This window comes from Bradyrhizobium sp. USDA 4473 (assembly GCF_054063335.1).
Genome location: NZ_JBSSGE010000001.1, coordinates 2,851,055 through 2,870,387, shown reverse-complemented (window position 1 = coordinate 2,870,387; position 19,333 = coordinate 2,851,055). Strand labels below are relative to the sequence as shown.

The following is a 19,333-nucleotide window of genomic DNA, read 5'->3' as shown; positions in this document are numbered from 1 at the left end:
GCCGCGGCCAATCCTCACGCGCCGATCACTTCGGCCATCGGCGCCAGCTTGACGCCCGATGCGGCAAGGCGCTCGCGCAGCCGCTGCGCCATCGCCACCGCACCCGGCGTGTCGCCATGGACGCAGACGCTGTCGATCCGGGTTGGCAGGCGCGTGCCGGACAGACAGGTGATGGCACGGTCCTCGATCATGCGGATGACCCGTTCCGCCGCGACCTCGGCATCATGGATCACCGCGCCCGCGAGGCGGCGCGATACCAGATTGCCGTTGTCGGCGTAGGCGCGATCGGCATAGATCTCGCGCACCAGCGGCAGGCCGAACTTCTCCCCTGCCCGCTCGGTCTCCTGGCCCGGCATCACGACGAAGATCAAATTGCGATCGACGGTGTGGATCGCCCGCGCCACCGCCTCCGCAAGGTCGCGGTCCTCGGCGGCGATATTGCCGAGCGCGCCATGCGTCTTGACGTGACGGATCGGGTGGCCGACATCGGCGGCCAGCGCCATCATCGCGCCGATCTGGTAAAGCATGATCTTCTCGATATCGGCCGGGCGCTCACCCTGGATCGGGCGGCGGCCGAACCCCCAGAGATCGAGAAAGCCGGGATGCGCGCCGGCCTGAACGCCGTTGGCCTTCGCCTCCGTCAGCGTGCGATGCATCACGAGGGGATCGCCGGCGTGAAAGCCGCAGGCGATGTTGGCCGACGTCACGGTGCGCAGCATCTCGGCATCGTCGCCGAGCGTGTAGACACCGAAGCCCTCGCCCATGTCGCAGTTCATGTCGATCAGCGCCATCGTCTTCCCTCTCTTGATAGTACAGGTCCGATATACACATCGCGCCCACGGCATACCACGAGGAATTTTGGCGCAGGGATTGCAGAGGGTGTCTCGCGGGAGAGGCTCTCGCGCGATCACGTCCGCGCGTCGCCGGACGATCGCAACAGAAGATGAGCGCACCTGATGAATGAAGCACTCTACGCGCAGCCGCGCTTTCGCAGGTCTGGCGATGCCGCGCTGACCATCGAACTCGGCGACGGCATCGATGCAAAGGTGAACGCCCGAGTCGTCGATCTCGACCAGGCGCTGACCGCACGCGCGCTACCCGGTGTGGTGGAGATCGTGCCGACCTACCGCACCGTGCTGGTCTGCTTCGACCCGATCGTGGTGACGCGGCGCGAGATCGAAGCCGAAGTGATGGCGCTCTGGCCGCCGGCGCCGACCGGCCGGCTGCGCCATCGCTGGACCGTTCCCGTCACCTATGGCGGCGAACACGGAATGGATCTCGACTGGCTCGCGCAACGTCTCGACACCACGACGGACGAGATCGTCGCGCGGCACGGCGCGGCGGAATACCGCGTCTACATGATCGGCTTCATGCCGGGGCTGACCTATCTCGGCGGGCTCGATCCCGTGCTCCACATCGATCGGCGTCCCTCGCCCCGGCTGACCACACCGCCCGGCAGCGTCTCGGTCGGAGGCCAGCAGGCCGCGATCTCGCCGCCGATCGCAGCACCAAGCGGCTGGCACATGCTGGGGCGCACGCCGGTGCGCTCCTACGATCCCCGCCGCGAGCGGGCGCCGTTCCTGTTCAGTGCCGGCGACCTGATCCGGTTTCGGCCGATCGCGGCCGCCGAATTCGCCGCGCTCGAGCGCGCCGCGGACGCCGGCGAGATCATCGCCGACAAAGAGGAGCTGCGCACGTGAGCGGCACGGTGTCGGCGCATCTTGAAGTCATCGCGCCCGGTCTCGCCACCACCATCCAGGACCTCGGCCGTCACGGCTGGCAGCGGTTCGGCATCTCCGCGTCGGGCGCGATGGATACGGTCGCGCTGGCGATCGCCAACGCGCTGGTCGGCAATCCTGCGAATACCGCGGCGCTCGAGATCACGCTGACCGGGCCGGTGCTGGCCTGCACCGGCGGCGACATCCGCTTCGCGCTGGCCGGTGCCGACTTCGCCATGACGATCGACGGCCGAGAGGTCGCCGCGCACGAGACCCACGACTTGAAAGCAGGTCAGCGCCTGTCGATCGGCTCGTCGCGCGACGGCGCGCGCGCCATCCTCGCAGTCAGCGGCGGCTTCGCGATCAAGCCGATGCTCGGCAGCGTCGCGACGCACGCGCGCAGCCAGCTCGGCGGACTCAACGGCGGGCCGCTGCGCAACGGCGATCTGCTGCCGCTGGCAACGCCGGATCTGCCGGACCGGCCGCATCTGATGCTGTCTCCCGCGCATCGGATCCAGCATGACGGCCCGATTCGCGTGCTGCTCGGTCCGCAGGACGATGCGTTCAGCGCCGAGGGCATCACGACGTTCCTGACGTCGGACTATGAGGTGACCGCGCTGTCCGATCGCATGGGCTACCGGCTCGACGGGCCGCCGGTGGCCCATGCCGGCGCCGTCGGCATCGTGTCCGACGGCATCGTGTTCGGCAGCATCCAGGTTCCGGGCAACGGCCAGCCGATCATCCTGCTCGCCGACCGCCAGACCACCGGCGGCTATCCGAAGATCGCAACCGTCATCTCGGCGGACTTTCCGCGGCTGGCCCAGCTGCGCCCCGGCCAACGCATTCGCTTCCAGGCGATCGAGGAAGACGCGGCGATCGCGCTCGCGCGCGAATTGCGGCGGCGGCTCGATCGCATCGCCGATGCGCTGATCGAGATCCATCGCAACATCGTGCCGACCTCCGAGCAGCTGCTGGCCGGCAACCTGATCAGCGGCATGATCTCCGCGCTCGACTGACACCGACCACACCAACCACGACAGGAACACCAGTCATGACCTTGTTCAACGAAACCGCGAACGGTGTCTATGTGATCGCGGTGACGCCGTTCACCGACACCGGCGCGCTCGATCTCGACAGCGCCGATCGCATGGTCGATTTCTATCTCGATAAGGGCGCGACCGGCCTCACACTGCTCGGCATGATGGGCGAGGCGCCAAAACTCACCGCGGCGGAATCCCGCACGCTGGTGCGTCGCGTGCTGGCGCGCACGGCCGGACGCGTCCCGGTCGTGGTCGGCGTTTCCGCGCCGGGCTTCGCCGCGATGACCGAACTCAGCCGCGCGGTGATGGACGACGGCGCCGCCGGCGTCATGGTCGCCCCGCCATCGTCGCTGCGCACCGACGACCAGATCGTCGGCTATTACGACATGGTCGCGGAAGCGATCGCCGGCGCGCCGCTGGTGTTGCAGGATTTCCCGCTGTCGACGCAGGTCCAGTTCACGCCGAAGGTGATTCTGGCGATCGCCGGGCGACTGTCCAACATGGTGATGCTCAAGCACGAGGATTGGCCGGGCCTTGCCAAGCTGTCGGCGCTGCGTGCGGCGAGCGACGCCGGCCGCGCCCGGCGGATCTCGATCCTGGTCGGCAATGGCGGGGTGTTCCTGCCCGAGGAGCTCAGCCGCGGCGCCGACGGCGCGATGACCGGCTTCGCTTATCCGGAGATGATGGTCGATGTCTGGCGCGCCCATGCCGCCGGCAACATCGAGCGCGCCCACGATCTGTTCGACGCCTATCTGCCGCTGGCGCGTTACGAGCAGCAGCCCGGCCCGGGCCTTGCGATCCGCAAATATGTGCTGGCCAGGCGCGGCGTGATCGCTTCAGCCACCTTGCGCAAGCCCGGCGCCGCACTCGCACCTGCCGACATTGCCGATGTCGAGCGCTTGATCGCGCGTCAAACGCGGCGCCTCGCGGAGCTTGGTTGAGCCGGGCGTAAGCATTATCCCGCGAGGCGCAGCGCGGTCACCGCGACGCAGGCATTGCCGAACGGAAGCAGCACGACCTGCGCGCCGTTCGGCAGCGCGATCGTCGCGAGTTCGCCGAGCGCGCCGGTCTGGCCGTTGAGCTTGGCGAGCTCGGCCGCAACCGTCGGGCAGCTTTCCGCCCGCGGCGTGACCCGCACCAGATTGCCTTCGCAGGACGATCCGACCGGAGCGGCAAACACGATGCCGGCGGCCTGCTGAACGGCGGTCCCCTGCGGGGCCTGGTTTCCCTGCGGGGCTTGGTTTCCCTGCGGGGCCTGGTTCGGTGCGAGCGCGACCAGCGACTGCACCGAATGCGAATTGCCGGCCTTGGCGTCCCACTGCGACTGCGCGGTGTAGTTGGAGTTCATCGCAAGTCCACGGCCGAGCGTCCCGAACAGGTTGGCGCAGGTCACGATGTTGGCCTGCCGCGCCTGATCGTCGAACACGGTCGGTTGCTGCCCAGCCTGCTGCGGCGGAACGGCCGCGGCCGCCGGCGTCTGCGCCTCCTGCGGACGTTTGTGCGGCTGCGGCTTCGCGGCGACGGCGGGCTTCTTGGCCGGTGCCGGCGCGGCCGGCTGCAATGGGATCGGCGGGGTCTGCTGCGCATAGACCACGACGCCGGCGGCACCGAGCGCAGCCACCACGACCGCCACAAAGATCAAACCAAGGGTGCGCCGCATCGACCATCCGTCCTTTTCATTTCGCGTGTCAGTCTCGAGCCGGATCCCGGAATTCCACATCCGCATCTCCGACCTCGCTTCATTTCAATTTCGCCAGCACGCCGGACAGTCCGTCGAGCGGCGCCTCCAGCATGACCGGCCCGGTCTGCGGGAGCTGATAGGACACCAGGCACGGCGTCGCCGCGCGGATATGCCGCCGCAGCACGTTGCCGATCGCGATCGTGGCGAAGCAGAAATTGGTGTCGCAGCGATCGGTCTGCGCGACGATGCGATCCGGACTGTCGCCCATCGCGAGCTCGATCTGCGCGCCGACGCCGGCGGCCGCGGGAATCCGCATCGCCATCAGCGGCTTGCCGTCGGCGGTCGCGACCAACGACCAGTTGAAGGCAAGCGCGCCCTGCGCGTTGACGATCGACTGCGTGACGTTGCAGACCCGGCGCTTCGATCTGAGGCTCTCGTCGCAGATCAGGGTCCAGTTCTTGAACGGCTGGATCATCCGCCTGAACTCGCCGAGCGTCTCGCCTTCCGGCACCACGACATCAGACGGTTTCACGGAATAGGCAGGCGGCGGCGCGGGCTGCGCACCCGCGCTCGTCGCCGCCGCGAGCCAGACCAACCAGGCCAGACACGCCGGCCGCCTCGTCGCCGTCAGCGTCAATTGAGCGTCAGGCTCACGCCGGCACTGACGCCCCAGTCGCTGCCGGCGGTGGTCGCCGCCAGGTTGCTGCGCAGCCGGCTGTTCTCGCTTGTGTAGCCGATGCCGAAGGCGAGCGCGCCCTGGCTGCGCCAGACGCCGCCGCCGGCCGATGCGCTGATCTTGCCGGGCCGGTCGTCATAGCGCAGCGATGCGGCGGCCATGCCGATCGCGGCGGCACGCCAGGCGTCCTGCCGCACTTCGCCGATCTGGCCGTTGAGCTGCTGGAACGCGCTGTTGAGCTGGTTGACGTTGACCGCATCGGTGCCGGCGACGCCCGCCGCGACGTTGCTGATGGTCACCGGCCCGCCATTGCCGCTGTTCAACGTCACCTTGTTGGTGGTGTTGCCGGAGGCGTCGGTGTCGTAGCGGATCGAGCTCGACGCAACCGCCTGCAGCTGGCTGACGTTGACCGCGTCGGTCGCGGCCGAGCCGGCGGCGACATTGGTGACGCGGCGCTCGGCCCCGGACGAGCCGACCGACACCTCGCCGGTCGCGACCCCCGCCACGCTCTTGCCGACCACGGGCGTATAGGCCGCATCGCTCAGATTGGCCGTGGTGGTGGAATTGGCGCCGAGCGCCAGCGAGTTGGCCGCCGTCGCCTTGGCGCCGGCGCCGATCGCCACCGAATTATCGGCCGACGCGGCGGAGCCGTTGCCCATCGAGATCGCATTGGCGCCGCTTGCGACCGATTGCGGTCCGATCGCGACGCTCTCCGATCCGGTCGCGATCGAATCCGCGGCGGTCGAATTGGCGTGGAAGTATTTCACGCCGCCACCGCCCGTCGAGATGTTGTTGACCGTGGTGTAGAGCGCGGCGAGCGAGGTGTTGGTGGCCCAGAGCTGCGAGCCGTTGATCGCATCGGTCGAGGTCGAGCTGATCTGGCCCGCGGCCACGTTGGTGATGGTACGCTCCGCACCGGCGCTGCCGACGCTGACGGTCGAGGTCGGCGCGGTACCGGCGAAGTCGTAGGTGGTCCCGGCAATCGTGGTGCTCTTGGTCGCGACCACCGTCGAGGTGGTCGAATTGGCACCGAGCGCGACGTCGCCGGCTTGCGCGGTCGCCTTGGCGTTCGGGCCGAGCGCGACGCTGGTCGGGTTGGTGGTCTGGGATCCCGCGCCGATCGACACCGACTGGATGCCGTTGGCCGCCGCGCTGGTGCCGAACGCGATCGAATCGGCAAAGTTGGAGACCGAATTCTGGCCGATCGCGATGCCGCCGGGCGCGGTCTGCGCCACGGTCGCGCCATTGCCCATGCCGATGCCGTTGTCGCCGTTGACCACGGTCTGTGGTCCAACCGCGACCGAGTTGTTGCCGACCGCAAGCGAATCCGCGAGCGTCGAGTTGGCGTGGAAGTATTTCGTCGTCGTGGTCGCAAACGATTGCAGCGCGCCGGTCAGCTGCCGCACGGTGACGGCGTCGCTCGATTCGGTGCCGTCGGCGACATTGGTGATCTGCCGGTAGCTCGTCGCATTGCCGACCGACACCGCGCCGAGCAGCGTGAGATCGGTGGTGTTGTAGGGGATGATGGTGCCGCCGATGGTGCCCGATGCCGGCGCCAGCGCGCGGTTGGAGATCGAGCCCGAGCCGAGCGCGACGCCGTCGGCGACCGTCGCCTGGGTGTTGAAGCCCAGCGCGGTGGAATTCGCCGCGGTTGCCGACGCGGCAACGCCGGCCGCCATCGAGTTCGCGCCGGTCGCGCCGTTGTTGTTGTAGTTGGCCTGCTGGGTACCGCCGTCGTTGTAGCTATAGTAATGCGTCAGGCCGTTATTGACGATGGTCGAGAGGCTGTCGATTGCCGAGGTGGCGGCAAACAGCTGCGAGCCGTTGATCGCGTCGGTCGAGCCGTTGCTGATCCGTCCCGCCGCGACGTTGGTGATGGTACGCTCGTTGCCGACCGAGCCGACGCTGACCGTCGAGGTCGGGGTGGTGCCGGCGAAGCCGTAGGTGTTGCCGCCGATGACAATGCTGGCGGTTTGAACCGCCGCGCTGGTCTGGCTGCCGGAGCCGAGCGCGACCGCGTTTGCGTTCGTCGCGCTGGCATTGGCGCCGAGCGCGAGTGCATTGGCGGCACCGGCACTCGAATTGACACCGAGAGAGGTCGCCTGAACGTCGGATGCCGCCGCATTCTGGCCGATCGCGGTGCTTGATGTGGCCGAGGCCTGCGCATTGGGTCCGACCGCGGTGCTGTATTGCCCCGTCGCCTTGGCGATGTAGCCCAAAGCCACGGAGTCGAGCGCCGACGCACTCGAGGCGAAGCCGACGGCGACGGCATTGTCGGCCCCGGTGGACGAGGAGTTGCCGACGGCGATCGCATTCGTGCCGGTCGCGCTCGCCAGCGGACCGACCGCAACCGAGTCGGTTCCGACCGCGGAGGAATCGGCCAGCGTCGAATTGGCGTGGAAATACTTGATTCCGCTGGTGCTGATGTTGTTGACTGTGGTGGCGAGGCTGTCGACCGCCTGGTTGGTGGCGAACAGCTGCGAGCCGTTGATCGCGTCGGTCGAGGAGTTGCTGAGCCGCCCCGCCGCGACATTGGTGATGGTGCGCTCGGCACCAACAGCGCCAACGCTGACGGTCGAGACCGCTGTCGTGCCCGCGAAGCTGTAGGTGGTGCCGTTGATCACCGTGCTCGGCGTGTTGACAGCGGTCGCGGTGACGCTGCCGGAGCCGAGCGCGACATCGCCGGAGCTTGCCGCCGCCGTGGCGCCGTTGCCCAGTGCGACGTTGCCCACTAAGCCGGCGGCGCCTGCGGTCGAGCCATTGCCAAGCGCGACCGAGCCCTGCCCGATCGCCTTGTTGTTGTTGCCGATCGCAACCGCGCCGTTGGCCTGGTTGGCGGCGGTGGCGGTGGCCGTGCCGTCGCTGTTGGCGATGTTGTTGGCGCCGCCGGTGAAGGCGCCGGTGCCGCTGGCATAGCTGGGATCGCCGATCGCCACGGCACCGTTGCCAAAGGCAGTGTTGTTCGCACCGATCGAGACGGCCTGACCGCCGGCGGCCGCCGCATTGGTGCCCACGGCGACAGCATTGGCGGAACTGGCCGCGGCATTGGTGCCGAGCGCAATCGCGCTGACGGCGCTGGCAGCTGCCTGCCCGCCGATGGCGATGGCGTTATTCCCGGAAGCATTGGCGCCGGCGGTCGAATTGCCGCCGAGCGCGATCGATCCGACGCCTGAGGCGATCACCCGCGTCGCCACCGTGGTCCCGCCGGAGCCAATTGCAGTTGCATAAGTGCCCGTCGCTTGGGCCTGGGTGCCGAGGGCGGAGGCATTTCCGCCTGATGCGGACGCCCCAACGCCGACAGCGGCAGCAGACACACCGGTGGAGCTCGCATTATTGCCGACCGCGATGCCGCCCGTCGCCGTGCCGCCGACGATTGCACCCGATCCGATCGAAACCGCGCCCCCCGCGGCCAGCGCCTGCGCCTGGTTACCCAAAGCAACGGCGAAATTCCCGGATGCGGTGGCGAGATTGCCTCCGGCAAATGCGCTCGTTCCCGATCCCGCGGCGGAAGAGCCGATGGCAATCGCGTTTACGCCCGACGCATTCGCGGTGTAGCCCAACGCGTTCGCGCCTTGGCCGGAGGCCGCCGCGCCGTTTCCGAGCGCAGTGGCCTGATTACCCGCTGCCGTGGCGGAGGTGCCGAGGGCGCTGGCGCCGGTGCCGGTCGCAGAAGCGCTCGAACCGACGCCGGTCGACCATGCCCCCGTCGCGGTGGAGCCGGTACCGAGCGCGACGGCCTCAAAGGTGAAGCCGCTCGGTGCGGTCCCGCTGGCATTGGCATTCACACCGATCGCGATCGGCGACCCACCGCCGGTTCCGGCGTTGGCCTTGGAGCCGACCCCGATGGCCGTGCCCGAACCATTTGGAGACGAGGCGGCAGAAGACAATCCAATGGCGATCGAGGCACCGCCCGAGGCGTTGGCCGATGAGCCGATGGCGACGGCACTCGCCCCGTTTGCAGTGGTGTTGACGCCGAAGGCGCTCGATCCGTCGCCGGTGGCGTGCGCGTTTCCGCCTACGGCAAGGGCATTGGTACCGGTCGCGTTGGCAAACACACCCATGCCGATCGCATTGAGGCCGTTCACCGAGTTGGCATAGCCCACGATGATCGAGCCATCGCCGGTTGCGGTGTTGGCATCGCCGATCGCCAGGGAGTTCTGGCCATTCGCGGTGGTGCTGGTGCCGATGGCGGTTGAACTGGATCCGGCGGCGTGGGCGCCGCAACCCAGCGCAGTGCTGCCCGCGGTTGCAGCAGTGGGGTTGGTGCAGTTCGCGGGATTGCTCAAGACCCCGTTGCCGATGGCGACCTGCGCGAACGCCGCCTGCGGGCTCATGAGCCCCACGACAACAAACATCGCGCCGACCGCCCCACCGGCTCCGAGCGGGCCAAGTCCCAGCCGAGCGCGCTTCACGCCAAGGATTCGGTGTGCCTGCCGCAACACCGCCAGCAACCGGCGCCGCAGCGAACGGCTGTCCGCATCGCCCGACGCGATCCAGCAATGGACGAAGCCGCTGCGGCGCTGCGTCTTCAGAGATGTGGTTGAGTTGCGTGCGACAGCCATGGTGCGCCCCTTTCGCGACATCTGGTCCAGACGCCGGAGGCGACGCGCCATGGACCGTGCCGACGCGCGGGCCCCATGGCCGCGCACGCGGAGAGATGAAGACGATCGCGCGACACGCGCTCGGCTTCCAGTCCTGGCCAACGATGTGTCGAACTCAACGAGCGCATCTTGCCACCCCGCGCTCGCTCGACTGCCCCATCAATGTGCCCCGAGTCGTCATAACCGAAAATGATAGACACATATTTGGCAACGTCACTCAGCAGGCCGTCCAAATAACGCGCAGATCGTCTCACAAGTTGAATGATTGGCCGATGCACCGTGAGGTATTTTATCGCGCCTTCAACCGGCAGTTGATCGACGGCGCGTGCGTTCGCGCATTTCGCGCGGGCTGACGCCGAACTCGCGGCGAAACGCGCGCGTGAAATCCGACGCCAGCTTGAAGCCGTTGCGATAGGCGATCTCCTGCACCTGCCTGTCGTTGAACGCGACGAGTTCGGCATGAGCGGCGCGCAGCCGCTTGCGCAGGATGTAGCCGGCGACGCCGCCGACGCTCTCGAATGCACGGTAGAGGGCGGAGCGCGAAATGCGCAATTGCTGCGCGATGCGATCCGGCGTGAGGTCAAACTCGCCGAGATGCGTCTCTATATAGAGTCGCGCACGCTCGAACAGCACCGACTCGATCGCGCCGTGCGAAGACTCGAGCCGATCCGAGGACAGCTGGACGCAGGCGGCGATCATCTGTGCGGTCGCCCGCCCCGCCTGCCGCAACTCGTCCGGCGACATCAGCATGATGCGCGTCTCCAGCCTGTCGAGATAGTCGGCAAGCAGCGCGGTCAGGTTGCCTTCGAGAAGAATATTGCAGAGCTCGTCGAACTGATCGGCCACCTCGGCGAACGACCTGCGCGGCAAGCCCAGCACCAGGCCCTCATAGTCCGTGATGCTGCCGCTGAAATCATCATCGAGCGAAATCAGGAACATGGCATCCGGCCCGGCGTGAATTCGTCGCCCGGCGCTCGCGAAGCGCGCTTCACCGGAGCGTACCCGGTAGAGCCACCAGATATCGACCGGCGCGCCCTGCGACGGTTTGATGACACGCGCGAACGATTGCGCGGCGAATCGTCCCGACGTGAAGACGATTTCGGCCATGTTGCAGGTCAGGTACTCCACCAGGAACCCTTGCGCGGGGCTATAGCCTTCGGGTGGCGCGACCTCGACCAGCGAGGCCATGCGCGTCTTCCAGACCTCGAACTGCTCCGATGGCGGATAAGGGCGTGTCGAGAACAGCCGCGGCGGTGCCGCAGCTATGTCCCTGATGTTCCGCGGCTCGCGCGGCATTGGAACATGTTCGAGGAGTTGCGATGCGCGTGGCGGCGTGTCGTCGTCTTGTCGCATGTACTTCCGTTCCCCGTTTTCGCAGACGACAGACATCGGCTCAACGGAGGGGCATTCCAAAGGTTGCGTCGCCTGCACCGAAAGGCCGGCGAATTCGGGAGATAAAGAAGCGGCATCCGGGAAAGCGAAGATCAGCCTGCTTACGCCGGCCGCTCCCGATAGGGCTGATGCAGGTTGCTGAGGCGGTCGTGCTCACACATGCTTTTTTCATCATCGTGGCGTCATGGCCGTATCCGACCCGACTGATCTAGAGAACACTTTGCGCGATAGCCAGAGGAGCGGCAACGCGCGCCGCGAAGAATTGCACGATTGCCTTCATGCGATGCGATCGCGCAACGCATCGTCCAAGAGACTTCAGAAAATGTTAGCGATCTCGGCGCTGTGGGACAGCGGATATAACGGCAGGAAGCGGAGGTAAGCACGGTACATGACATATCGAGACCTCTGCGACGATCGCCGCGACCAGGCATGGGGACGTCTGCCTATTCCTGCGCCAATCCACCGCATGCGGCGTGACTGCAAACCCTGTGGCATGCGGCCGTACACACTGTCGCTGCTTGCGGCATTTACATATGAGTGTCGAGGTGGCGGAAGTCACAACGGCTCATCGAATTTTTTGGTTCACTGAATTTTTGCCGGGAGTGTTGCGCGCCAGATAGCACTGTCCCATCGCGCGGCTGTGCCGGCGCCTCGCGATCGTTGACACGAGCAGCGTGAGGAAGCCACCGGCGGATGCGCTCCCTCCCCCCTCTTGTCCGCCGGAGCCTCTTGGCGAAGGCGGATGCGGGGGAGGGTTGGGGAGAGGGTGCCACACGGCGAACTCTCTCAATACTTCGCGCAGCACACGATCGGCGTCGAGAAAGCGATGCTCGTCTCGATCATCTCGCCCGAGGCGCGCCCCTCGCCCCGCCCTCTCCGCAACGCGGGGCGATCGCACATGTCTACGGCTCCGTCCCATCGGACGGCGTTAGGCGCACTGCACGTTTTCTGGATAATAGAATAATGCCGCTGATTTGCCCGACGTGTCAAGTCGACATATCGAATGCCGGCACGCCGACGGCTCCTTTGCATGGGGTTGTTTTGCAGGTTTTGATGCGCCCCTGCCGAGGCAGGCCAGATGCCATAGCCCTGCCTTAAAAGGGGAGGGCCGCCTCACTCGTCAGAGCGAGCGGGCGGGGACCTGCTCTCTCCGCCGACTGTGCAGTCCGCGGCCACCCATCCCGACCTTCCCCCTTGCGGGGGAAGGAGAAGTGGGAGGTTTTCGAAGCGCTGCCGATCGGATGGATAGAGCCTACTTCCGATCGGAACCCTGCGCCGGCGTCTGTGGGCTCGTGCTTGAGCCTGACGACGGTGGAGCGTTGTTTTGGTTCGGCTGATTGGACGACGAGGTCTGGCCGGTGCTCGGCTGGTTGCCGCCGCTGCCCTGCCCGACGGTGGACTGGTTCTGCGGCGCGGCCTGTCCCGTCGTATTCTGCTGCGGGGCCTGCTGCTGAGCCGACGGCTGGTTTCCGGCCTGGCCAGACGTCGACTGGTTCTGTGGCGCGTTCGCCTGACCCGTGGTCTGCCCTGTCGTGTTTTGCTGGGCAGGCTGCTGCGTGCCGGTCTGGTCGGTCGACTGGTTTTGCGGCACGTCGTTGGTCTGGCCGGTCGTCTGTCCCGTCGTGTTTTGCTGGGTGCGGCTCTGACCGACTGTTGACGATCCCCGCCCCGCGGCCTCGCCGATCCTGTCGGACAGGCCCAGTGCGGCCACCGTGCGGGTGTCGACGCTGCCGCTCGTCGTTAGGCCTTCTCGGCGCTGGAACGTGATCAGCGCCTCGCGGGTCCGCGAGCCGAGCACGCCGTCGGCCTCACCAACCAACAGGCCGCGGTCGATCAGCACTTGCTGCACCTCACGGATCTGTTGCGGGCTCAGGTCCATCATCGCAACGCTGCCGCCACTGCGGCCGCGATGGCTGAAGCGCGTCCGCGGTCCGACCGGGACCACGTCGACGACCCGACGATCGCGATCGAGAAATACGACCTCGTCCTCGACGATGAAGAAGCTGTCGTCGCGATAGTACGGGAATGCATCGATCAGCGCCGGGAAGGCGGCGACCGAAATTGCGTTGAACCTCCGCGGCACCGCCACGCCCGGATTGACCGCGAAATTGATCGCGTTGACATTGATGCGTGGCGCATTGCGCGCAGAGAGCACCGAGCGCTGGATCGTGCTCTGCTGCTCGGCGGTCACGGTGCGCCCGGCCTCGGTCTGGACCGCGGCGTTCGACTGGGTCTGGGCCGTTGTGTTGGCCTGCCCAGTGGTCTGTCCGGATTTGGCGCCGGAGTTGACCTGGCCCTGCGTGGTGCCCGGTTGCTGGGTGGCCGCACCGGTCGTCTGGCCGGCTCGCGTGTTCGGGCTCGTGGTCGTGCTCTGGCCGGTTGTCGTGCTCGCACCTCTGCGCTGACCGGTCGTGGTGCCCTGATTGCGATTGGCGGCGTTGGCCCGGTCCTGCTGCTGCTGGCTTTGCCGCGTGGTGGCGCTGCCGCTTTCACGGGATTCCGATCGGCCGACCTGCTCGCGCTGGCTTCGGCTTTGCCCGATGGTCTGCTCCTGGCGGCCCTGATTGCGCTGGCTCTGCCGATCGCCTCGCTGCTCGACGCGGCCGCTGTCGCGGGCCTGCCCGGTGGTCTCGCCGCGCATGCTCTCGCCGCGCTCGGCTGCGCCGCGGCCCATCCGACTTTCAGCACGGCCGCTTTCCCCTGGCTCCTTTGGGCTCGCGCCCTGCCCTCGGCCGACGGTCATGCCCTCGCTTCGCGACGCCCCGGGACCTTCATGCATTGCACCGCCGGAACGCCCGCCCGACGGACCTGCAGACGGTGCGCGCTCGCTACCGCCGGCGCCGACGCTGCCGCCGCCACCGATGTTGCCTCCGCCACCGCCGCCCTCGCGCAGGCCCTGCGCCGATGCGAGACCGACGCCAGCCAACAGCACGGCTGTCGTCAGCAGAAACTTGCTCTTGATGATCTTGCTGTGCATTGCTGATTCCTCCTGAGATTTGGCGGCTGTTCAGTTCGCGAAAGCTGCTGCCAATGTCTGGCGCTCACTCCGCCACGGCCGCTGCCCCGCGAAGCCAACGAAATCTGCGGCACCGCGCGCGCGATTCATCGGTGAACTGCCTTGCAGGAAAACAACGTCGCCGCCCTCGCCGTTCCTCGACCATCCGCGGCGCGACATTTCGCGCCGGGGGAACTGCGACAGGATCCCTTCTGAGCCGGCTGGCCGGTGTCCGATTCCGCTTGAGGAACCTTTCTGCAGGCGCGCTGCCGGCAGCAACCAACGCCGCTCCACTCCGTTGACCGGCTGGGCAATCACTATCGAGGAGGATCTGATGAGGAAGACAGCCCTTGTTCTTGCGACAGCCGGTGCACTCGGAGTGAGCGCGATTGCAGCGCCCGCACCCGCCGAAGCGCGCGGCGGGTTCGGTCCGGCGCTCGCAGGCGGATTGATCGCCGGCGCCGTGGTCGGCGGCCTCGCCTCATCCGCCTATGGCTACGGCTACCCGGGCTATGGCTACGGTTATGGCTACGCACCGGCCTACTATGCGCCCGGTTACGACGCATACGCCTATGATTACGACGACTACGGCTACGCGCCGTATCGTTGGGGCGGCGGATACACCACGACATATTATAGCGGCTACGGGCCGGCCTATTACGGCTACCGCTATCGTCACGTGGTGCGGCCGGCATACGCCTCATACGCCTACTATCGCGGCGGCTACCCGCGTTGGCATCATCGCTGGCATCATTGGTGAGATCGGTCAGGCCGAGCGCGCGGTCGTGTGATGATCGGAAGCCGAGCCCTGCCGCTTCATTCCGAAGTATGGCGTGCCGAGCCGATGCTCGCAGCCAGAGGCCCGCCTTCGCCTGGTGGCTTCGGCGCGACAGTCCGTCTTCGCCTTCACTGCGTTCAAGCTACGCCGGACACGCTTCGCACAGAAGGTCTCCGGCGTGGCTGCGCCACGCGAAGCCCGTCCATAGATGATATGAAGCGTGGCTTGCCGAGCCGAAGCTCGCGGCCAAAAGGCCCGCCTTCGCCCGTCGGGCTTCGGCGTGGCATCCTTCTCTCGCTGCGCGAGCGAAGGATGGTGGGTGCGACAGGGATCGAACCTGTGACCCCTACCATGTCAAGGTAGTGCTCTCCCGCTGAGCTACGCACCCAAAGCCATTTGGATCGGGTCCCTATAACGGACGGCGGCGGGGCAGGCAAGGACGCAAAGTGAAGGTTTTTTGGCGAATCAGGCCGCCAGCAACTTATTCACTTCGCTAACCAATTCCCTGAGGTGCACGGGCTTGGCCAGCACCTTGGCGTTTTTCGGCGCCTCCGAATCGGAATTGAGGGCCACGGCGGCGAAGCCGGTGATGAACATGATCTTGATGTCGGGATCGAGTTCCGAAGCACGGCGGGCAAGCTCGATGCCGTCCATCTCTGGCATCACGATGTCGGTGAGCAGCATTTCAAACGGCTCCTCGCGCAGCCGCTGGTAGGCCGACATGCCGTTGTCGTGCGGCGAGACCTTGAAACCCGCATTTTCAAGCGCCTTGACCAGGAAGCGGCGCATATCGGTATCGTCTTCGGCGAGGAGAATTTTCGGCATGGCAGGAATCGTCGAATCCGGCTGGAGGATCAGTCCGAACAGTAAGCCCGACAGACGGTAAATTTCGGGTGAAATTTGCGTCAAGCCTGAAGCGTCGGGCCAACGACTATTTGTGGACCGAACCACCCATGGAATCAACCGGCTTGCGGCATTTGCTGCCTTTCAGACGCGTTCCAGCGGATACCGCACTCTTTTCACTTGGCAGAATGATCGCGATTACCGACAATGCCCGCCCATAAATCTCCGCTTTTCCGGCAGAATCAATTCTTGCGGGGCGAGGCGGACGCAAGGGACGGCGCCAAGGGAATGAGCGAATTTGCTGGCGAGTTGTCGCCCCCGTTCGAGATCGTTGAGCCGCAGGCCTGGCGCGCGCCGATCATCTTCAATTCTCCGCATTCAGGCTCGGTCTATCCGGCCGAGTTCCTGGAGGCGTCGCGAATCGACGTGACGTCGCTGCGCCGCTCCGAAGACAGTTTCATGGACGAGCTGATCGCGGGCTTGAGCGATCGCGGCTTTCCGATCGTCCGGGTCAACTTCCCGCGCTCCTATGTCGACGTGAACCGCGAGCCCTACGAGCTCGACCCGCGGATGTTCACCGGGCGGCTTCCGAGCTTTGCCAACACGCGCTCGATGCGGGTGGCCGGCGGGCTGGGCACCATCCCGCGGGTGGTCGGCGACGGCCAGGAGATCTATCGCGAGCGGCTCGAGGTCGACGAGGCGCTGCGGCGGATCGAGCTGCTCTACAAGCCCTATCACCGCGCATTGCGCCGGCTGATCAACAAGGCGCACCAGGCGTTCGGCGCCGTGATCCTGGTCGACTGCCACTCGATGCCGTCGGTCGGCGTCTCGCGCGACGAGCCGCGCCGGCCCGACGTCGTGATCGGCGACCGCTACGGCACGAGCTGTGCGCCGCTGCTGCCCGATCTGGTCGAGGAGGTCATGGGTTCGCTCGGTCATTCGATCGGCCGCAACAAGCCCTATGCCGGCGGCTTCATCACCGAGCATTACGGCAACCCGGCGAGTGGCCTGCACACCGTGCAGATCGAGCTCAACCGCGCGGTCTATATGGATGAGCGCCGCCGCGAACGCGGACCGCGCTTCGCCCAGGTGGCGGACGATTTTGCAACGCTGGCGGACGCGCTCGCGAAAATCCCGTTCGGAGATCTCGGCCCGTTCCAGGCGGCGGCGGAGTGAAGGATCGTTCGTCGAGCCGCTGTGCCGATGAAGTCATGAACTGCGAATTCAGAATGGCGATGCGATAAGCGCCGAATTGGATTCCCAATTCACTTGCGAAAACGTTGGCCGAAGAAAAAAGGGCCGCTTGAATGAACAAGCGGCCCAAGTCTAGGGAGGAAACGCCCAAGGAGGGCAGCGATAGCGCGAGGCGCTACCGCACCGCAACAATATGCGACCGCGCTGCACAAAACGCAAGAACTTTCGAAACATTTCCTGGGAAATGTTGGAAGCTCTGGCAGATCTGCAACAGGTCAGCGGGAGCGGCTTTCCGCATGTAGGATCAATATCTTACAGGGGAACGCCCGGGCGGCCAGCGTTCGGCGCATAGCTTGTATACCAGAACTCGCAACTTCGTGATCCGTCCTGAGGCCGGCCAGACTTTCGAATCCGAAGCCAAATCGAAAGCGCGAAGCCAAGCCAGAACCAAGTCAGAAACCAGGTCATCAGGCTGGGATAACACTCCGTTAATCGTGCGCGCCGCATTGGATTGAGCTAGAGCGTTTTCGAGCGAAGTGGCTACCGGTTCGCGTAAAGAAAGCGCGTCAAAACAAGAATCCAGAGCCCCGTTCCGATTCCATCGGAACGGAAAAGGCTCTAGGCAAGAGCAGGATTCGAACTTCTATCGCCTCGTTTGCGCATTTCAGGGACATGCCGTGACGGTCATCGACTTTACCGCCTTCATCGGCCGCCTCGCGACGGCATCGGGCGAAACCATCCTGCCGTTCTTCCGCACCTCGCTCTCGGTCGACAACAAGAGCTCGAACGATTTCGATCCGGTCACCGAGGCCGATCGCGCCGCGGAAGCGGTGATGCGGCGGCTGATCAAGGCGAACTTCCCCCAGCACGGCATCGTCGGCGAGGAATTCGGCAATGAGCGAGAGGATGCCGACTATGTCTGGGTGCTCGATCCGATCGACGGCACCAAATCCTTCATCGCCGGCTTTCCGATCTGGGGCACGCTGATCGCCCTGCTGCACAAAGGTACGCCGGTATTCGGCATGATGCATCAGCCCTATATCGGCGAGCGCTTCTCGGGCGACAACGGCTCGGCGAATTACTCCGGGCCGTCGGGCGAACGACGACTTGCGGTGCGGCGCTGCGCCTCGCTGAAGGAGGCGACCGCCTTCACCACGAGTCCCCTTCTGATGAATCCGGAGGACCGCACCCGCTTCGGCCGGATCGAGAATGCGGTCCGCCTGTCTCGCTACGGCGGCGACTGCTACTCCTATTGCATGCTCGCAGCCGGCCATCTCGACCTCGTAGTCGAGACCGAGCTGAAGCCGTACGACATCGCCGGACTGATCCCGATCGTCACCGGTGCCGGCGGCATCGTCACCACCTGGGACGGCAAGCCGGCGCAAGGCGGCGGCCGCATCATCGCCGCCGGCGACCCCCGCGTGCACGAGGCCGCGATGAAGCTGCTGAACGCCTGATTCTCGAGTTGCCGAGCTATTGGCATGCCCGACCTCGTCATCGAGAACTGGTGCGGCATGATCTCGCCCGCAGCGGTTTTGGACAGCCACACACAACTTTCCCGCGAATCGTGCATGTCGATTTAACCGATGTGTCAGGAATGCAGCCTAGCTTCGCTCTCGCGGCCGGGAGGTGGCCGTAGCACGTCCGTTTGGAGTTCATGATGCCGCTGCTGACCGATCGGCTGGATCCCGCGGCGCTCGCCGCGGAGCTTGACCAGAAGGGCTTCGTCTGCATCGAGAATGCGATCGATCCGGCCTGGATCGAGCGGGCGCAGGGCTACGTCCACGGCCTGGTCGAGCAAAAGGGCAAGCGCTATTTCGCGCTGAACTGGCTGTCGCGCAACGAAGGCACGCCGCCACAGGAATTGACCGGCGATCCACAGATGCGCCGGCTCCTCACGAGGCTCGCGCAAATCGGCTGCCCGAGGGCGAAGCTGGACGAGGAGATCTATACCGGCCTGCGCGTCGTCGCCGGTCGCACCGGCGACGAGCGATCGTTGCTCTACCACTACGACAAGCATGTCATCACGGCGCTGGCACCAATCCTGATCCCGGACGGGCCGAAGCGGCGCGCCGGCGAGCTGATCGTGTTTCCGAACCGGCGTGGCTATCGCCGGTTCACCTTCCTCAACATCGTCGAAAAGGCGATCACACAGAGCAACTGGTACCGCAACCGCGTCACGCGCGCCCTGGCGGAGGGCGACCTGCCGAACATCAAATATCTGAAGCCCGGCAACCTCTATCTGTTCTGGGGCTACCGGACCTATCATGCCAATTTCCCGGTCGCCAGCGACGCGGTTCGCGCGACGATGCTGCTCCATTACGGCGATCCGCATCCGGGCAGCCTGATCCTGAAGGCCAACACGGTGCGGCAAAACCGCGACGAGCGCCGCATCGCGCAGGAAGCCTCGTAAGA

General features: G+C 66.0%; 14 protein-coding genes and 1 tRNA gene. 7 read left to right on the top strand and 8 right to left on the bottom strand.

Going from position 1 to position 19,333, the window contains the following annotated elements:
- Positions 1–14: 14 nt before the first annotated feature.
- Entirely contained in the window at positions 15–791 is a 777-nt protein-coding gene (locus ACVW17_RS13460) for a LamB/YcsF family protein (protein ID WP_456752339.1), read from the bottom strand.
- A 165-nt stretch (positions 792–956) separates the two neighbouring features.
- Here ACVW17_RS13460 and ACVW17_RS13455 point away from each other — a divergent pair, with 165 nt between their 5' ends.
- Genes ACVW17_RS13455 through ACVW17_RS13445 form a run of 3 tightly spaced genes read left to right on the top strand, consistent with a single transcriptional unit; the run spans position 957 to position 3,699 of the window.
- Positions 957–1,700 (top strand): 5-oxoprolinase subunit B family protein, encoded by a 744-nt coding sequence (locus ACVW17_RS13455; protein WP_456752338.1) that lies wholly within the window; start codon positions 957–959, stop codon positions 1,698–1,700.
- A gap of 8 nt (positions 1,701–1,708) precedes the next feature.
- A complete protein-coding gene (locus tag ACVW17_RS13450) occupies positions 1,709–2,734 on the top strand; it encodes a 5-oxoprolinase subunit C family protein (RefSeq protein ID WP_456756416.1) in 1,026 nt (341 codons plus the stop codon).
- Positions 2,735–2,769: 35 nt separating this feature from the next.
- On the top strand, positions 2,770–3,699 hold the full coding sequence (locus ACVW17_RS13445; RefSeq protein WP_456752337.1) for a dihydrodipicolinate synthase family protein: 930 nt from the start codon (positions 2,770–2,772) through the stop codon (positions 3,697–3,699).
- 14 nt (positions 3,700–3,713) lie between these two features.
- Here ACVW17_RS13445 and ACVW17_RS13440 read toward each other — a convergent pair whose 3' ends face one another.
- From ACVW17_RS13440 to ACVW17_RS13420, 5 genes are all read right to left on the bottom strand, one after another.
- On the bottom strand, positions 3,714–4,418 hold the full coding sequence (locus ACVW17_RS13440; RefSeq protein WP_456752336.1) for a hypothetical protein: 705 nt from the start codon (positions 4,416–4,418) through the stop codon (positions 3,714–3,716).
- Between the two features lie 79 nt (positions 4,419–4,497).
- Entirely contained in the window at positions 4,498–5,076 is a 579-nt protein-coding gene (locus ACVW17_RS13435; RefSeq protein ID WP_456752335.1) for an invasion associated locus B family protein, read from the bottom strand.
- On the bottom strand, positions 5,073–9,677 hold the full coding sequence (locus tag ACVW17_RS13430; RefSeq protein ID WP_456752334.1) for a beta strand repeat-containing protein: 4,605 nt from the start codon (positions 9,675–9,677) through the stop codon (positions 5,073–5,075). Before ACVW17_RS13430 ends, ACVW17_RS13435 begins: the two co-directional genes overlap by 4 nt.
- A 339-nt stretch (positions 9,678–10,016) precedes the next feature.
- Positions 10,017–10,904, bottom strand: a complete 888-nt coding sequence (locus tag ACVW17_RS13425; protein ID WP_456752333.1) for a helix-turn-helix domain-containing protein — start codon at positions 10,902–10,904, stop codon at positions 10,017–10,019.
- Between the two features lie 1,456 nt (positions 10,905–12,360).
- The gene (locus ACVW17_RS13420) at positions 12,361–14,085 is read right to left on the bottom strand and encodes a peptidoglycan-binding protein (protein ID WP_456797199.1); all 1,725 of its coding nucleotides are present in this window, start codon (positions 14,083–14,085) and stop codon (positions 12,361–12,363) included.
- 352 nt (positions 14,086–14,437) lie between these two features.
- Between ACVW17_RS13420 and ACVW17_RS13415 the strand changes: the two genes are divergently transcribed.
- Positions 14,438–14,863, top strand: a complete 426-nt coding sequence (locus ACVW17_RS13415) for a hypothetical protein (protein ID WP_456752331.1) — start codon at positions 14,438–14,440, stop codon at positions 14,861–14,863.
- Positions 14,864–15,194: 331 nt separating this feature from the next.
- Here the strand turns inward: ACVW17_RS13415 and ACVW17_RS13410 are convergent.
- Both ACVW17_RS13410 and cpdR read right to left on the bottom strand, forming a co-directional pair.
- Positions 15,195–15,269: transfer RNA gene (locus tag ACVW17_RS13410), tRNA-Val, on the bottom strand.
- A gap of 77 nt (positions 15,270–15,346) precedes the next feature.
- Entirely contained in the window at positions 15,347–15,706 is a 360-nt protein-coding gene (gene cpdR, locus ACVW17_RS13405; RefSeq protein ID WP_016843340.1) for a cell cycle two-component system response regulator CpdR, read from the bottom strand.
- A 306-nt stretch (positions 15,707–16,012) separates the two neighbouring features.
- Here cpdR and ACVW17_RS13400 point away from each other — a divergent pair, with 306 nt between their 5' ends.
- The 3 genes from ACVW17_RS13400 to ACVW17_RS13390 all read left to right on the top strand — a co-directional run bounded on the left by ACVW17_RS13400 (position 16,013) and on the right by ACVW17_RS13390 (position 19,331).
- Positions 16,013–16,900 (top strand): N-formylglutamate amidohydrolase, encoded by an 888-nt coding sequence (locus ACVW17_RS13400; protein ID WP_456752330.1) that lies wholly within the window; start codon positions 16,013–16,015, stop codon positions 16,898–16,900.
- Positions 16,901–17,595: 695 nt separating this feature from the next.
- On the top strand, positions 17,596–18,375 hold the full coding sequence (gene hisN, locus ACVW17_RS13395) for a histidinol-phosphatase (RefSeq protein ID WP_456752329.1): 780 nt from the start codon (positions 17,596–17,598) through the stop codon (positions 18,373–18,375).
- Positions 18,376–18,578: 203 nt separating this feature from the next.
- Complete coding sequence (locus ACVW17_RS13390; RefSeq protein WP_456752328.1) at positions 18,579–19,331, top strand: hypothetical protein; 753 nt, start codon at positions 18,579–18,581, stop codon at positions 19,329–19,331.
- Positions 19,332–19,333: the final 2 nt, after the last annotated feature.

Bases quoted from the DNA above. Each gene is read 5' to 3' on its own strand.
- ACVW17_RS13420 (WP_456797199.1), bottom strand. From the start codon at position 14,085: ATGCACAGCAAGATCATCAAGAGCAAGTTTCTGCTGACGACAGCCGTG.
- ACVW17_RS13460 (WP_456752339.1), bottom strand. From the start codon at position 791: ATGGCGCTGATCGACATGAACTGCGACATGGGCGAGGGCTTCGGTGTC.
- ACVW17_RS13400 (WP_456752330.1), top strand. From the start codon at position 16,013: ATGAGCGAATTTGCTGGCGAGTTGTCGCCCCCGTTCGAGATCGTTGAG.
- ACVW17_RS13455 (WP_456752338.1), top strand. From the start codon at position 957: ATGAATGAAGCACTCTACGCGCAGCCGCGCTTTCGCAGGTCTGGCGAT.
- ACVW17_RS13440 (WP_456752336.1), bottom strand. From the start codon at position 4,418: ATGCGGCGCACCCTTGGTTTGATCTTTGTGGCGGTCGTGGTGGCTGCG.
- ACVW17_RS13425 (WP_456752333.1), bottom strand. From the start codon at position 10,904: ATGGCCTCGCTGGTCGAGGTCGCGCCACCCGAAGGCTATAGCCCCGCG.
- cpdR (WP_016843340.1), bottom strand. From the start codon at position 15,706: ATGCCGAAAATTCTCCTCGCCGAAGACGATACCGATATGCGCCGCTTC.
- ACVW17_RS13430 (WP_456752334.1), bottom strand. From the start codon at position 9,677: ATGGCTGTCGCACGCAACTCAACCACATCTCTGAAGACGCAGCGCCGC.
- ACVW17_RS13415 (WP_456752331.1), top strand. From the start codon at position 14,438: ATGAGGAAGACAGCCCTTGTTCTTGCGACAGCCGGTGCACTCGGAGTG.
- ACVW17_RS13390 (WP_456752328.1), top strand. From the start codon at position 18,579: ATGCCGCTGCTGACCGATCGGCTGGATCCCGCGGCGCTCGCCGCGGAG.
- ACVW17_RS13445 (WP_456752337.1), top strand. From the start codon at position 2,770: ATGACCTTGTTCAACGAAACCGCGAACGGTGTCTATGTGATCGCGGTG.